General features: G+C 71.1%; 15 protein-coding genes. 10 read left to right on the top strand and 5 right to left on the bottom strand.

Annotated features, from left to right (window positions below; all coding sequences use genetic code 11):
- Positions 1 to 41 precede the first annotated feature (41 nt).
- Positions 42 to 1,286: an MFS transporter gene (locus WDJ58_RS04780; protein WP_338916488.1), complete on the top strand. Its 1,245-nt coding sequence runs from the start codon at positions 42 to 44 to the stop codon at positions 1,284 to 1,286.
- Between the two features lie 45 nt (positions 1,287 to 1,331).
- Positions 1,332 to 1,460 carry a hypothetical protein gene (locus tag WDJ58_RS04785; protein WP_338916489.1) on the top strand — a complete coding sequence of 43 codons (129 nt, stop codon included), beginning with the start codon at positions 1,332 to 1,334 and terminating at the stop codon, positions 1,458 to 1,460.
- A gap of 45 nt (positions 1,461 to 1,505) precedes the next feature.
- On the opposite strand, the gene WDJ58_RS04790 is transcribed toward WDJ58_RS04785, so the two are convergent.
- The gene (locus WDJ58_RS04790) at positions 1,506 to 1,832 is read right to left on the bottom strand and encodes a DUF5783 family protein (protein ID WP_338916490.1); all 327 of its coding nucleotides are present in this window, start codon (positions 1,830 to 1,832) and stop codon (positions 1,506 to 1,508) included.
- Positions 1,833 to 2,013: 181 nt separating this feature from the next.
- Between WDJ58_RS04790 and WDJ58_RS04795 the strand changes: the two genes are divergently transcribed.
- Positions 2,014 to 2,274 carry a hypothetical protein gene (locus tag WDJ58_RS04795; RefSeq protein WP_338916491.1) on the top strand — a complete coding sequence of 87 codons (261 nt, stop codon included), beginning with the start codon at positions 2,014 to 2,016 and terminating at the stop codon, positions 2,272 to 2,274.
- Between the two features lie 116 nt (positions 2,275 to 2,390).
- Positions 2,391 to 3,671, top strand: coding sequence for an MFS transporter (locus WDJ58_RS04800; protein WP_338916492.1), 1,281 nt, complete (start codon positions 2,391 to 2,393; stop codon positions 3,669 to 3,671).
- A 47-nt stretch (positions 3,672 to 3,718) separates the two neighbouring features.
- Here WDJ58_RS04800 and WDJ58_RS04805 read toward each other — a convergent pair whose 3' ends face one another.
- Positions 3,719 to 5,404, bottom strand: a complete 1,686-nt coding sequence (locus tag WDJ58_RS04805; protein WP_338916493.1) for a hypothetical protein — start codon at positions 5,402 to 5,404, stop codon at positions 3,719 to 3,721.
- Positions 5,405 to 5,560: 156 nt separating this feature from the next.
- On the opposite strand from WDJ58_RS04805, the gene WDJ58_RS04810 reads away from it, so the two are divergent.
- From WDJ58_RS04810 to WDJ58_RS04820, 3 genes are all read left to right on the top strand, one after another.
- Positions 5,561 to 6,571, top strand: coding sequence for an AIR synthase family protein (locus tag WDJ58_RS04810; protein WP_338916494.1), 1,011 nt, complete (start codon positions 5,561 to 5,563; stop codon positions 6,569 to 6,571).
- Positions 6,572 to 6,699: 128 nt separating this feature from the next.
- Positions 6,700 to 6,927 (top strand): hypothetical protein, encoded by a 228-nt coding sequence (locus tag WDJ58_RS04815; RefSeq protein WP_338916495.1) that lies wholly within the window; start codon positions 6,700 to 6,702, stop codon positions 6,925 to 6,927.
- 138 nt (positions 6,928 to 7,065) lie between these two features.
- Positions 7,066 to 7,443, top strand: a complete 378-nt coding sequence (locus WDJ58_RS04820) for a hypothetical protein (protein ID WP_338916496.1) — start codon at positions 7,066 to 7,068, stop codon at positions 7,441 to 7,443.
- 78 nt (positions 7,444 to 7,521) lie between these two features.
- Here the strand turns inward: WDJ58_RS04820 and WDJ58_RS04825 are convergent, their stop codons facing one another.
- Entirely contained in the window at positions 7,522 to 8,835 is a 1,314-nt protein-coding gene (locus WDJ58_RS04825; protein WP_338916497.1) for an NADH:flavin oxidoreductase, read from the bottom strand.
- A gap of 119 nt (positions 8,836 to 8,954) precedes the next feature.
- On the opposite strand from WDJ58_RS04825, the gene WDJ58_RS04830 reads away from it, so the two are divergent.
- Entirely contained in the window at positions 8,955 to 9,245 is a 291-nt protein-coding gene (locus WDJ58_RS04830; RefSeq protein WP_338916499.1) for a DUF6360 family protein, read from the top strand.
- A gap of 85 nt (positions 9,246 to 9,330) precedes the next feature.
- Positions 9,331 to 9,639, top strand: a complete 309-nt coding sequence (locus tag WDJ58_RS04835) for a CPCC family cysteine-rich protein (RefSeq protein WP_338916500.1) — start codon at positions 9,331 to 9,333, stop codon at positions 9,637 to 9,639.
- A gap of 108 nt (positions 9,640 to 9,747) precedes the next feature.
- Here the strand turns inward: WDJ58_RS04835 and WDJ58_RS04840 are convergent, their stop codons facing one another.
- The gene (locus WDJ58_RS04840) at positions 9,748 to 10,407 is read right to left on the bottom strand and encodes a DUF502 domain-containing protein (protein ID WP_338916501.1); all 660 of its coding nucleotides are present in this window, start codon (positions 10,405 to 10,407) and stop codon (positions 9,748 to 9,750) included.
- Positions 10,408 to 10,518: 111 nt separating this feature from the next.
- Positions 10,519 to 11,130, bottom strand: coding sequence for a DedA family protein (locus tag WDJ58_RS04845; RefSeq protein WP_338916502.1), 612 nt, complete (start codon positions 11,128 to 11,130; stop codon positions 10,519 to 10,521).
- Positions 11,131 to 11,323: 193 nt separating this feature from the next.
- Here WDJ58_RS04845 and hemB point away from each other — a divergent pair, with 193 nt between their 5' ends.
- Positions 11,324 to 12,364 (top strand): porphobilinogen synthase, encoded by a 1,041-nt coding sequence (gene hemB, locus WDJ58_RS04850; RefSeq protein ID WP_338916503.1) that lies wholly within the window; start codon positions 11,324 to 11,326, stop codon positions 12,362 to 12,364.
- Positions 12,365 to 12,548 lie beyond the last annotated feature (184 nt).

A 12,548-nucleotide genomic window follows, 5' to 3' on the forward strand; every position in this document is an offset into this window, starting at 1 on the left:
AGCGCAAGCTTCAGGCGGCGGGGCGAGGCCTCTCCGATCACATGGTCCCCGCCCTCCGCCGTCGGCTCGCCGGTCGGGTCTACTACGGCTGGGTCGTCGTCGGGGCCTGTCTGCTCGCGGCGATGGCCGTCTACGGGACGAGCTACACGTTCAGCGTCTTCTACGACTCGCTCGTCGAGCAGTTCGGCGTCGGCCGGGGACCGCTGGCGTTCGTCTTCGGGCTCCAGACCGCGCTCATCTACGTCGGCGGCGTCGCGGCCGGCCGGGCGACCGACCGCTACGGCGGGCGGCGCGTCGCCGCCGTCTCGGGCATCGTGCTCGTGGTCGGCCTCGGGTGGGCGGCGCTCGCGCGCTCGTACCTCGAACTCCTCGTCGCCTTCGGCGTGCTCGGGGGGCTCGGGATGGCCGGGCTCTACGTCGTCGGCTACGCGACCGTCCCGCGCTGGTTCGAGCGACGGCGCGGGACGGCCTCGGCCCTCGCCGCGGCGGGGACCGGTATCGGCCTCGTCACCCTCCCGGGGGTCGCGGACCGGCTCATCACGACCGTCGGCTGGCGCAGTGCCCTGCTCGCGGTCGCCGGCGGGGCCGGCTTCCTCGCGCTGGCCGTCGTCCTGCTGTTCGCCGACCGCCACGCCGACGTGGGGGCCGACCCCGCCGTCGAGTTCGAGGGCGGCGTCGGGACCGCTCCGTCCTCGCCGGGCATCACCGACGGGACGCGGGGGACGCTCCGATCGGTACCGTTCCTGCTCGTCTTCGTCGGCTGGACGTTCGCCTACGCGCCCATCTACGTGCTGGTGAGCCACGTCGTCCCCTACTCGACCGACGCCGGCTTCGGCCGGTCGACCGGCGTGTTTGCCATCACCGTCCTCGGGATCACGATCGTCCTCGCGCGACTCGGTGTCGGGGCGCTCTCGGACCGGATCGGCCGCGTCACCACCTTCGTGGCGAGCGCGGGCCTCATCGGTGCGGCGCTGCTCGCGCTCCCGCTCGCCACGACCCCCGGTACGTTCCTCGCGGGCGTCGTCGTCTTCGCCGTCGGCTACAGCGGTACCGGCGGCCTGCTCTCCCCCGTCCTCGCGGATCTGTTCGGCAACGAGGGGCTGAGCACCGTGTTCGGGGCGGCGTCGCTCGCCTTCGCCCTCACCGGCCTCCTCGCGCCGCCGCTCGCCGGCTTCTGGTTCGAGGCCGCCGGGAGCTACGCCCCCGCCTTCCGGGCGTTCGGTGCGCTCGGGATCGTCGGCGCCTGCTGCGTCCTGCTCGCGGCGAGGCTGACCCGGACCGGGTGAGCGGGTACCGCGAGGACTTATCGCCGCCGCCCGACAGCCCCGGTCGTGCCGGGAGATCACGACGCTTCCGACGACCGCCCACTCCTCGACCGCTTCGACGGCCTGCGGGTGGCCGACGTCGCACGCGAGGTGTTCGCGGACGACGAGGCGTCCATCGGGGCTGACGGCAACTGATCCAGGTCCCGCCGTGGGTGCGGACGACGCTCGCCGTTCCGAGGGTTACTCGTCGGACTCGAACCCGAAGACGCGGCTCAGTTCGAGTTCGATCCGATCGGTGAACTCGGTCAGGACGTCCTCGAACGTCTCGTCGTCGACGGGGAGGGAACCGACCCGCTCGCGGGGCTCCTCGGGCAGTTCGACGCGGAACTCGCCGTCGCCCTCGTAAAACGGCTCGCTCCCGTCGAGCACCTGGCGGTCGATCGCCTGGAGGACGCGCGAGTCGTACCGACCGTGCAGGTCCTCGAACGCGTTCCGGTAGGCCGTCTGTAGCTCGTCCATGTAGTGGACGTACTTCTCCTCGAACCGCTCGGGATCGAAATCGTTCACGTACGCCCGTACGGACCCCTCGGGGTAACGCCTTCGACGGCCGCCCTCCCCGTCTATCCCGTGCACCGGCTCGCTACTGAAACGGATTTCAGTAAGACACCCTACAGAAATGTATTTCAGATTATACTTTTGGTGCCGGGGGGTCTACGGGTAGACACGGGGTCACCCCCGGTGATACGAGATGAACCCACTCGCCTACCTCGAGGCCGCCGGTGCCACGCTCGTGGTGCTCTGGCTGGCCGCCGGCCTGCTCTCCGACCCGCTCCTGTTCGGCGTCGTCGCGGCGCTCGCGCTGGTCCCGCTGGCGCTGGTCGTCCTCCCCGCGCTCGTCGTCCACGCCCTCGCCGACCGTTCCGTGACGGTCCGGCGGCTCCCGCCCCTCCGGAGCGCCGGCGAGTCCGCCCCGCCTCGTCCCGATCGGGGCCCTCCGAGCGACGGCTGAGCAGGGGTACTCCCCTCCGGCCCTCCGCGGGCTGTCGCCGTCGTCCGCGGGCGGCGAAATTGCCGCGGAGGGACACGACTTTGTAGCCCTCCGTCGGCACTCCGAACGGATACACCTTGGCCCAGCTCGAAGCGCTGTTCGGTGACGACGCGTCGGTGATCCGTCACCGCGACTTCCAGACCCTGCTGCTGGCGAACGTCCTCCCGCCGCTCGGGAGCGCACTGCTCTCGCCCATCCTCGACTCGCTCATCGAACCGTTCGGGACCTCCACGGCCGACATCGGGCTGCTGATGTCCGTCTTCACCGCGCCGGCCATCGTCGTCATCCCGATCGCGGGGGCGTTCTCGGACCGCTACGGTCGCAAGCCGATCCTGGTCGCCGCGCTCGTGCTGTTCGGCCTCACGGGGTCGGCCATCGCGTTCACCACTGACTACCGCGTAGCGCTCGCGCTCCGCACTCTCCAGGGGGTGGCGTTCGGAGGGATCACGCCCGTCATCATCACGAGTCTCGGAGACCTCTACACGGGGAACGCCGAGGCGACGGCACAGGGGATACGCTTCACCGGCTCCGGGCTGACCCAGACGGTCTTCCCCCTCCTCTCGGGTGCGCTGGTCGCCGTCGCGTGGCAGTACCCGTTCCTGATCTACGCGCTGGCCCTGCCCGTCGCGGCCGTCGTCGCGCTCAGGTTCGAGGAGCCGACGGATCCCGGCTCGGACTCCGACGGTGAACGTGACCCCCGGGCGACCGACGGGGGACTCGGGGACGAGCGTTCGCGGCTCCGCGCGCTCCTCGGCCTCGTCCGCCAGCGCCGCGTGGCCGCGCTGGTCCTCGCCCGCGGCCTGCCGCTGACGGTCTGGATCGGGTTCGTCACCTACAACTCGATCGTCGTCATTCGGTTCCTGGACGGGACGCCGACCCAGGCCGGGATGCTGGTCGCGGTCGGGAGCCTCGCGTACGCCACGGCCGCGAGCCAGGCGGGGCGCGTCACCGCCACCTTCGACAGCCGGCGCTACCCGCTCGTCGCCGCGAACGTCTGTCTCGGCGCGGGGTTCGCCCTCTTCCTCCTCGCCACGTCGCTCCCCGTGGCCGGTCTGGGCATCGCCGTCGCGGGAACGGGGTTCGGCCTCGCGCTCGCGCTCTACCGCAGCATCATCACCGGGCTCACCGGGGGATCGCTGCGCGGCAGCCTCGTGAGCCTCGCGGAGGCCTTCGGACGGGTAGTCGCGACAGCCACGCCCGTACTCATGGGCGGAGTCATCGCCGTCGCGACGCCGCGGGTCGGGCTCGAGTCGGCGGTCCAGATCGCCGGCCTCGGGGCCGCCGCCGTCGGGGGCGCGGGCGGGGTACTGATGGTGCTCGTCGCCAGTCGGTCGCCCCCGGTCGGACAGTCCGGGTAGATCCGACCCCGGCGCTCGCTGTCCGCGGGGCCGCCAGCCGGAGCTAGTTACCGGTCTTCGACCCGTCCCTCGACGCGCTCCCGACGCGTCTCCCCCGCCGACCCGTCCGGCGTCCGGAGTATCTCGTCCGCGAGGACGTACCGGGGTCCCTCCGAGCCGGTGTACGTCCGCTCGAACCGCTCGCGGTCGACGAACGCGAGCAACGGGTCACGGCGGTGGATCTCGGCGGGATCGTCGCTGCCGTCCCGGAGTCGCCGCGCGAGTGCCCTCGCGTACGGCCGTAGCCTCGACTCTCTGAGGTGCGCTTCGAGCGGGGTGTCACGGAGCGCCAGGACGAGCCGTTCGAGGCCGGACGCCTGCTCCCTGCGTTCGGCCCGTTTCAGCTCCGAGGATGTCACCCGACGCCGGCCGTAGGTCTCCCGGTAGAGGTCGTCGACCCAGCGCTCGTAGAGGCGCTTGCCGTACCTGTCCCGTCTCGAGACGCCGTTCCAGAAGTCGAGGAGTTCGGCGTCCATCAGCGGGAACCACACGTCGAACTCCATCCTGACGAGCGCCCGCATGGAGAGGAAGTTCGGTATCCGCTCGCGCCAGTACCACCGCTCGACGGTCTCGAACGAGCCGTCCACCGGTCCGTCGTCGTCGCGCACGCTCCGCGCGATACGACCCTTGACCGTCTCCACTGCCGACCGGTCGAAGCCGTACTGTCGGTAGTGCCGGTCGTACACGGCGTCGACGACGGAATCGAGGTCGGCCGGGCCGTCCCGGTCGAGCAGCCGGCGGGGGACGTACGACCCCGCGCCGAACAGCTGGTGACCGTGGAGCCGGAGCGCGTCGCCGTCGACCGCGTCGGCCCCCTGCAACCCCTCCTGGATCGCTATCTCCACCGGGTGGGTGTGCGACATCCCGCTCCGACCGAGCCCCCGGACGATGTCCTCCCAGAGCGCCGATCGGTGGCCCGCCCGGACGTCCTCCCCGGTCAGCGGGATCTCGAACCAGTCGAACCCGACGTCGTCGATCACGTCCCCGGCGACCTCGAGGTCGTAATCCGCGTCCTGGATGTTCGAGTACGTGAACAGGACGACGTCGTCGTAGTCCATTCGATCCAGCATCGTCACGACCAGCCTGGAGTCGTGTCCCCCCGAGAGCCCCATCACTATCTGGCGGCCGTCGGCGACAGTCGCGACCCGTTCGAACGCCCGATCGAGGGCGTCCTTCCACGCCGCGTACTGGTCGGTCCCGTAGCGGTCGGGCCTCGGGTCGTCCCTGAACGCGTAGTACTGCCGCCGCGAGATGGCTCCCCCGGCGTCGAGACGGACGATCGATCCCGGCCGTGTCTTCCGGATCGAGGGATCGAGCGTCTCCTCACCCGAGACGTACGTCGCCATCCGGAACTCGAGTTCGCGGTCCTCGGGGACCCCACCCCCCGTGGCCGATCCAAGCTCCCCGAAGTGATCGCTCACGCGAACCGGATCCCCGGTGGTGTAGAACAGCGCCCGGCTCCCGATGCGGTCGGAGACGACCAGCGCCTCGTCCCCCCCCTCGCGGACGACCGAGAACAGCCCGTTCAGTTCCGACGCGCGCCGGACACACTCCCGCTCGGTCGCCCCGTCGAACAGGTCCACCAGCCCCCCGGTGTCGAGGAGGTCGCCGCCGTAGAAGGCCCGTCCCGCGGCGTGGACCTCCCCCACGTTCGTCCAGTCGTCGTTCTCCAGCGACACGCTCACCTCGCCCATTGGATCGGCTTAATCTGATAGCGATTAAAAACTATTCGACGAGTCGAGTGCCCAACCCGGCCCGGGCCGGCCGGGGTCCCCCACCACCCGACCCCGAACTCTCCCGGTCGACCGACGCGACGGGGGATACTTCACGGCCGGCCACGCAGCGCGGACATGGGCGAACTCGGGAAGATCGACCGGTCGTTCTTCGAACGGGTCATCCGGCCGAACCTCGGCGCGGCGCGCGAGGACGTGGCGGTCGGTCCGTCCCACGGCGTCGACTTCGGCGTGCTCGACGTCGGCGGTCGGGCGCTCGTGACCGCGACCGATCCCGTCTCGGTCGTCCCGGAGCTCGGGTTCGAGCGGGCCGGTCGCCTCGCCGTCGACATCGTGCTGGCCGACGTCGCCGTCTCGGGGGTCGCACCCAGCCACCTCGCGGTGAGCCTCTCACTCCCCCCCGAGATGACCGACGAGGAGCTCGCGACGACCTGGCGGGGAATGGCCGGGCACTGTCGCGACCTCGGAGTGAGCGTCGTCACCGGCCACACGGCCCGGTACTCGGGCGTCGACTACACCTGGGTCGGGGGCGCGACGGGGTTCGGCGTCGGGTCGTTCGAGGACCTCGTCCGCCCGGACGGCGCTCGACCGGGTGACGCGCTCGTCGTCTCGACGGGACCCGCGGCGGAGGTCGCGGGGCTGTTCTCGACCCTGTACGGCGACCGGCTCGGCCTCCCCGAGCCGACGCTGGCGACGGCCCGCGAGCGCCTCGACGACATCGAGGCCGTCCGGGACGCGCGGACCGCCTTCGAGGCGGGCGAGGTCACCGCGATGCACGACGCCACGGAGGGGGGCGTCGTCGGGGGGCTAAACGAGATGGCCGCCGGGGCCGGCGTCCGGTTCGATGTCGAGCGTGCGAGCGTGCCGCTCGCCCCCGGCGTCGAGGCGGTCTGCGGTGCCGTGGACGTCGACCCCTGGCAGGTGACCAGCTGTGGGACGCTCCTCGTGGCCGTCGCCCCGGACGACGCGGCGGCGGTCGTCGAGGCCCTCGAAGCGCGCGGGACGCCCGCCGCTGTCGTCGGCCGGGTCACGGAGGGTGAGGGGGTCTACGTCGACGGCGAGCGGGCCGAAGCGCCCGACGCGGACCCCTCGTGGGGGGCCGCCGCCGACCTCGCGGACCGGGGGTGATCGCCGACGGGGGCGGACGACTCACGTCTCGATTCGTCACTCGGACTTTATATACTGGGGTTCGTTGCCCCGGACGTGATGCCTGGGGAGCACGTGGGGAACGCGACGGCACCGACGGCGGAGGAACGATGACGATCCGTGGGGCCGTCCTCCGCTCGCTACTCGTCGTCGTCGCCGGTGGCTTCTCCACGGCGGGGAAGGTTTCCGGGAGTGTGGCGAGCCGAACCGGGGACGAGGAGGAAGAGGCGGAGATGATCATGACGCCGCCGGGTCCGCTCGGACCGGCGGCGTCGGCCGGCCGGCAGGCGATCATGACGGGCGTCGGCCCCGGTCCGGCGAGCGAGCAGGACGACTGATACGAACGGTCGTACCGACGTACCGGCGACCAGTCGGGCGGAGCTCCGACCGCCGTTGACGGACCACAGCGGCCCCGCGAGCGGCTCGGGGTCCGAGCCGGGAGTACTGTTATCAGGCTGTATCGCGTCGGTACACGCATGGTTCGACGGCCGACCAGCCGCGCAGACGACGGCGCGAGGTTCGCCACCGTCGTCGAGGAGGGTCGCGTCCGCGTCCAGACCCGCGACGGCCTGCTGTCGGTCGCCGACTTCGACGCCGTCGTCGAGGCGGTCGGCGGTCCCGCCTGGACGATCGAGTACACCGACTGGCACCACGAGCGCTACCCCGACCTCGACACCTCCGACGAGGGGCTCACGGTCGACGTCCGCGACATCGTCGAGGCGATGGAGCACGACGAGCGGTTCGTTCGGATCCTCCAGGCGATGCCGGCGACCGCCGTCGAGGGCGGGCTCTCGCCGCGGGCGGGTCTGTTCGTCGGGAAGCTCCTCGAGAACCTCCAGTCCGGCGTGGACTGATACGGTCGTGCGTACCGATTTACCGTCGGTCGCCCGGTGGTGTCGGTGCTCACCGGCAAAAGACTACAACCGTTCGTATCAGTCCTCGCCCGCGTCGTACGCGCCGGCCTTCTCCAGCCGACCCCGTTCGCGAAGCACCTCGGGTGTGCGACACACGCCCACCTCGCCGGCGGCCTGCGGGACGACGCAGTTGTTGCAGTTCTCGCAGACGACCGCCGATCCCGGGGTCGAGAGGAGCCGTGCGGCCAGCCGCGGCTCGGCGTAGAACGGCCGGCCGACCCCGACCATGTCGCAGGCGTCCCCGAGGAGGCGGTCCATCCGGTCGCGCTCGCGCAGGCCGCCGACGCAGAGGACCGGGACGTCGACCCGCCGCCGGACCTGCCGGCAGAAGTCCGCGTTCCACGCCGGCTCGAACCCGTTCCCGCGGGCGTCGATCCGGGAGGCCAGCCTCACGAGACGGGCGCGGAGGGGACCGCCGAACGCCGCCTCGTACCCCTCGACGAACCGCTCGTCGTCCCAGGCCCGCTCGGGGAACGCCCCGCGGATGATGGAGTGGTCCCAGAACGGGGACTCGGTGACCGGAACGAGCGCGTCGTAGCCGGCGTCCGCGAGCCGCTCCGCGGCACGGACGCCCTCCTCCAGCGTGAGATGTTCGCGTATCCACCACGGCGTCCGCGTCTCGGCGGGCACCTTCGTCACCACGGGGACCTCCGCGCCCACCCCGTCGCGGATCGCGTCGTGGACCACCTCGAAGAACCGGACCCGGTTCCGGAGCGAACCGCCGAACTCGTCGTCACGGTCGTTATAAAATGGTGAGAGGAACTGCTGGAAGATCCCCATGGTCGCGCCGGCGAGATGGACGCCGTCGTAGCCGGCGTCGACCGCGCGCTCGGCCGCGACCCCGAAGTCCTCGGCGAGGTCGTACACTTCGCGGGTGGAGAGCGGGCGGGCATCGAGGGAGAGGAACCCTAGCGCCTCGGCGGCCCGGAGCGGCCACGGTGGGGCCGAGACGGTTCGCTGGACGATTTCGTGCTCCTCCCTGTACGCGCGGTGCCACACCTCCATCGACCGGAGCCCGCCGTGGGCGAGCTGGCAGAAGATCCGTCCACCGTGATCGTGGATCGCGTCGGTGAGCGCCCGCATCGACGCGATTCTGTTGGGATCGTCGAACCCGGTCATCCCGGGGGCGGCCCGACCCTCCCGGCCGCGCACGGGCGTCGCCCCCTGCATGACGAGCCCGGCACCGCTCTCGGCCGCGGGCTCCAGTTCGGCGACGAGCCGGTCCGTGGCGTCTGGGTCCTCCCCCGCGTGTTCGAGCAGGGGGGCCCGGTAGAGGCGATTGTCGAGCGTGAGACCGCCGATCCCGACCGGCGAATCGAGCGTGGGGGACACGGTCTGCCCGTCCGTTGGGCTCGGGACACTTGAACGCGCCGGGCCCGGCGAGCCCCGACCGGGCGTCCTGTCCACCCCCCACCAACACCCCCAAGTTCGGCGCTTCCCTCTCGACGACCATGCCCGACCGCATCATGAAGGTGAACGCCTACACGACGCTCGACCTGCTCGACGGCCGCGCGGAGGCCCACGACTTCGAGGAGCGGGCCTACGCGACGCTGAACGTCACCTCCCCTCGACGGGACCCGGACCACGTCTCCCTCCAGCTGGAACTCGACAACACGGAACTCGAACACCTCCCGGCCCACGCGGACAGCGTCACCCTCACCGCAGAACAGGCCCGGACGCTCGCGGCCGACCTCGAGGAACACGCCGGGCGCGTCGAGGAAAACGAGGAAGACGAGGCGTAACGACGGCGCTCGCCAGGTAACGGACGAGTCGGCGTGGCCCGCCGACTCCCGCAGGGCTTTGTGGCTCGCACGCGTGTGTCGGCCCGTGTCGACCGGCGACCCCCGCGGCTACCGCGACGACAGCCCGGTCTCCCGCGAGCGCGGGTTCTGTCCCTGCTGTGGCTACCGCACCCTCGCGCCGGACACGCCCGGGTCCTACGAGGTCTGTCCGGTGTGTTACTGGCTCGACGACCTGGTGGCGTTCTACGCCCCGGACTACGAGAGCGAGTACAACCACCTCTCGCTCCGGGAGGCACGCCGGAACTTCCGCGAGCTCGGGGCCGTCACGCCGGAGGCGGTCGAGCGAACGCGCGACCCCGACGAGGCCCGCGACCCGAACTGGCCCTACGAGTAGCCGACCGGTTCTCGGGGATCGAGGGATCATACGGACGGTTGTAGTCTTTTACCGGTGACCGCCCGGACGGGGTCGGCGGTCACCGGTAAATCGTTACAACCGTCCGTATCAGTCGTCGTCGGTCGCGGGGGCCTTCCGCCCGTCCTCCGATTCGTCGCCGTCGTCGCCGCCCTCGGTGATCACGTCGATGGGGATTCCCTTGGGTCCCTTCGACTCGCCGAAGCCGGCCGAGAGGACGCGCGTGAGCGCGTCCTCGACGCTCTCGTCGGTGACCGTGTAGTCCTCGGGTTCGACCTCGATGACGAACCCGGTGGTGATGTTCGGGGAGGTGGGGAGAAAGAGGACGTCGCGGCCGTCCTTGGTCTGCTTGCCGGTCTTGAACGCGGTCATCCGGAGCCCCTGCCAGGTCTCGAGCTTCACGGGGGCCTGGAGCTCCTCGGTCCCGGAGACGGCGGTCTCGACGGCCATCTTCGAGGCGTTGTAGACGACCCGGAGGCCGGGGAGTCGGTTCATGATCGCGTCGAGCCCCTCCTCGACGAGGTCGCCCAGCGTCGTCCGCATCAGATAGCCGACCGAGAGGACGAGCAGCGCGAACACGACGATGGTGATGAGCACGCGGGCGATGGGCTGGTTCTCGAAGGTGCCCTGTGGGAACGGGAGGCGGGCGAGCGCCTGGTAGATGAACGCCACGATGTAGGCGGTCACCAGCAGCGGGACGAGGACGATGAGACCGCTGGCGATGTCTCGTTTCCAGGAACTCGGGAGCATGCGTGGTCAGGTCCCCCGCCGTACGGGTCTACCGAACGGTTCGCTTCCCGGAAGGTGAAACTTTCGTACTGTTCGCCGTCGGATTCGCCAGCCAGCCCGCTCCCGGTACGCTCAGAGCCGACCGAGCAGGCCGAGCGCGACCAGCGCCAGCCAGGTCTGAAAGACGAGCGAGCCGAGCGCCGAGAGGACGACGAACTGCCAGTCCTCCATCTCGGCCAGCCCCGCCGGGACGGTGAGCATCCCCCGCGTGAACAGCAGCGCGTTCGAGACGGGGACGACGAGCGGCCCCCAGCGGTCGAACCACCGATCGAACCGGTCGAGGCGGTCCTCACTCACCCGGAACCACGGCTTCGAGAGGAGATACTCCCGTCCGCCGCGCTTCGCGAAGGTGAACAGCGCGAACTGTCCCACCGTGGCCCCGGCGACCGCGACGAGTATCACGACCGCGACCTCGACCGTGGAGGACGCGAGCAGCGCCACCCCGGCGGGGACGAGCGCCTCGCTCGGCGCGAAGTAGAGCAGCATCGCTCCTTCGAGGATCAGGATGGCGAACAGCGCGAGGAGCCCGTAGCGGTCGAGCAGCGAGCGGACGAGCGCCTCGTCGCCGAGGAGGAACAGGCCGACCGCGACGCCGGCCGCGGCGAGCGCGACCCCGGCGACGAGGATGAGGCCGTAATCGGAGAGGAAACGGCGGAACGGCCCCCGACTCTCGACCTCCGTCATCGCCGGCGGTCGGAACCGCCGGGACATAGGCGTTGTGGGACGGGACGCTCGCCCGTTCGATCCTCCCCGTCGCGGACCCGTCCGGGAGCGGCCCGGGCGAGCCCCGGTCGATCCCATCCCCGTCCCCGCCCGGTGCGCGAGCGTCCCGGACGGAAACGAGAAGCCTTTGAGCGGCGACGGCCGAGTGTTCGGTATGGAGTTCGACCTCACGTCGCGTCCACGGCGGCTGCGCGCCGACGGCGTCAGGGGTCTCCTCCGCGAGACGACGGTCAGCGCTTCGGACCTCGTCGCGCCGGTGTTCGTGGACGCGACGACGGACGAGCGCGTCCCCATCCCCTCGATGCCGGGTCACGAGCGCGTCCCCGTCGAGGAGGCGGTCCCGCGGGTCCGGGAGGTGATGGAGACGGGGGTGGAGGCGGTGATGCTGTTCGGCATCCCCGATTCCAAGGACGAGGTGGGGAGCCGCGCCTGGGCCGAGGACGGCGTCGTCCAGCGGGCCACCCGCCGGATAACCGGGGAGACCGACGCCTACGTCATCACGGACGTCTGTTTCTGTGAGTACACGGACCACGGCCACTGCGGGGTGCTCGCGGCCGACGCCCGCGAGGGCTGGGAGCGGCTCGGCGGTGAGGAGCGACACGGGTCCGACGCCCACTCGGTGGACTCGCGGATGACCGTCGCCAACGACCCGACGCTGTCGAACCTGGCCCGAACGGCCGTCTCACACGCGAGCGCGGGCGCGGACATGGTCGCGCCGTCGAGCATGACCGACGGGATGGTCGGGGCCGTCCGCTCGGGGCTCGACGAGGCCGGCTTCGAGGACGTCCCCGTGATGTCCTACGCCGCGAAGTTCGGGTCGGCGTTCTACGGCCCGTTCCGAGACGCCGCCGACGGCGCGCCCGCGTTCGGCGACCGGCGGCACTACCAGATGGACCCCGCGAACGGCCGCGAGGCGATGCGCGAGGTCCGCCTCGACGTTGAGCAGGGTGCGGACGTGCTGCTGGTCAAGCCGGCGCTCGCCTACCTCGACGTGGTCCGTCGGGTCCGGGAGGCGTTCGACCACCCCGTCGCGGCGTACAACGTCAGCGGCGAGTACGCGATGGTCCACGCCGCGGCCGAGAAGGGGTGGCTCGACCTCGAATCGGCGGCCTACGAGTCGCTGCTGTCGATAAAGCGGGCCGGCGCGGACCTGATCGTCACCTACTTCGCCGAGGACGTCGCCGACCGGCTCTGAGCGGGGTGCTCCGGCTCGACGGGGTGGACGTTCGTCCAGGTGCGTCGACGCCACCCGAGAGATGACTGTTCGTAGCCCGATACCGCTTCTGGACGTCTCAGATGTCGTTTTGGCGACTCCCTCCCGATCGCAAGCTTTGCCGAGGCCCCCCGCGCGCCCATCGCGGCGGGCACGGACCACCCCG

Origin of the sequence: Salinirubellus litoreus (assembly GCF_037335815.1) — an archaeon.
GTDB lineage: Archaea > Halobacteriota > Halobacteria > Halobacteriales > Haloarculaceae > Salinirubellus > Salinirubellus litoreus.

What these genes read in the sequence shown, in the direction of transcription:
- WDJ58_RS04780 (WP_338916488.1), top strand. Translation starts at nt 42, where the DNA reads ATGGTCCCCGCCCTCCGCCGTCGGCTCGCCGGTCGGGTCTACTACGGC.
- WDJ58_RS04795 (WP_338916491.1), top strand. Translation starts at nt 2,014, where the DNA reads ATGAACCCACTCGCCTACCTCGAGGCCGCCGGTGCCACGCTCGTGGTG.
- WDJ58_RS04805 (WP_338916493.1), bottom strand. Translation starts at nt 5,404, where the DNA reads ATGGGCGAGGTGAGCGTGTCGCTGGAGAACGACGACTGGACGAACGTG.
- WDJ58_RS04810 (WP_338916494.1), top strand. Translation starts at nt 5,561, where the DNA reads ATGGGCGAACTCGGGAAGATCGACCGGTCGTTCTTCGAACGGGTCATC.
- WDJ58_RS04815 (WP_338916495.1), top strand. Translation starts at nt 6,700, where the DNA reads ATGACGATCCGTGGGGCCGTCCTCCGCTCGCTACTCGTCGTCGTCGCC.
- WDJ58_RS04820 (WP_338916496.1), top strand. Translation starts at nt 7,066, where the DNA reads ATGGTTCGACGGCCGACCAGCCGCGCAGACGACGGCGCGAGGTTCGCC.
- WDJ58_RS04830 (WP_338916499.1), top strand. Translation starts at nt 8,955, where the DNA reads ATGCCCGACCGCATCATGAAGGTGAACGCCTACACGACGCTCGACCTG.
- WDJ58_RS04840 (WP_338916501.1), bottom strand. Translation starts at nt 10,407, where the DNA reads ATGCTCCCGAGTTCCTGGAAACGAGACATCGCCAGCGGTCTCATCGTC.
- WDJ58_RS04845 (WP_338916502.1), bottom strand. Translation starts at nt 11,130, where the DNA reads ATGACGGAGGTCGAGAGTCGGGGGCCGTTCCGCCGTTTCCTCTCCGAT.
- hemB (WP_338916503.1), top strand. Translation starts at nt 11,324, where the DNA reads ATGGAGTTCGACCTCACGTCGCGTCCACGGCGGCTGCGCGCCGACGGC.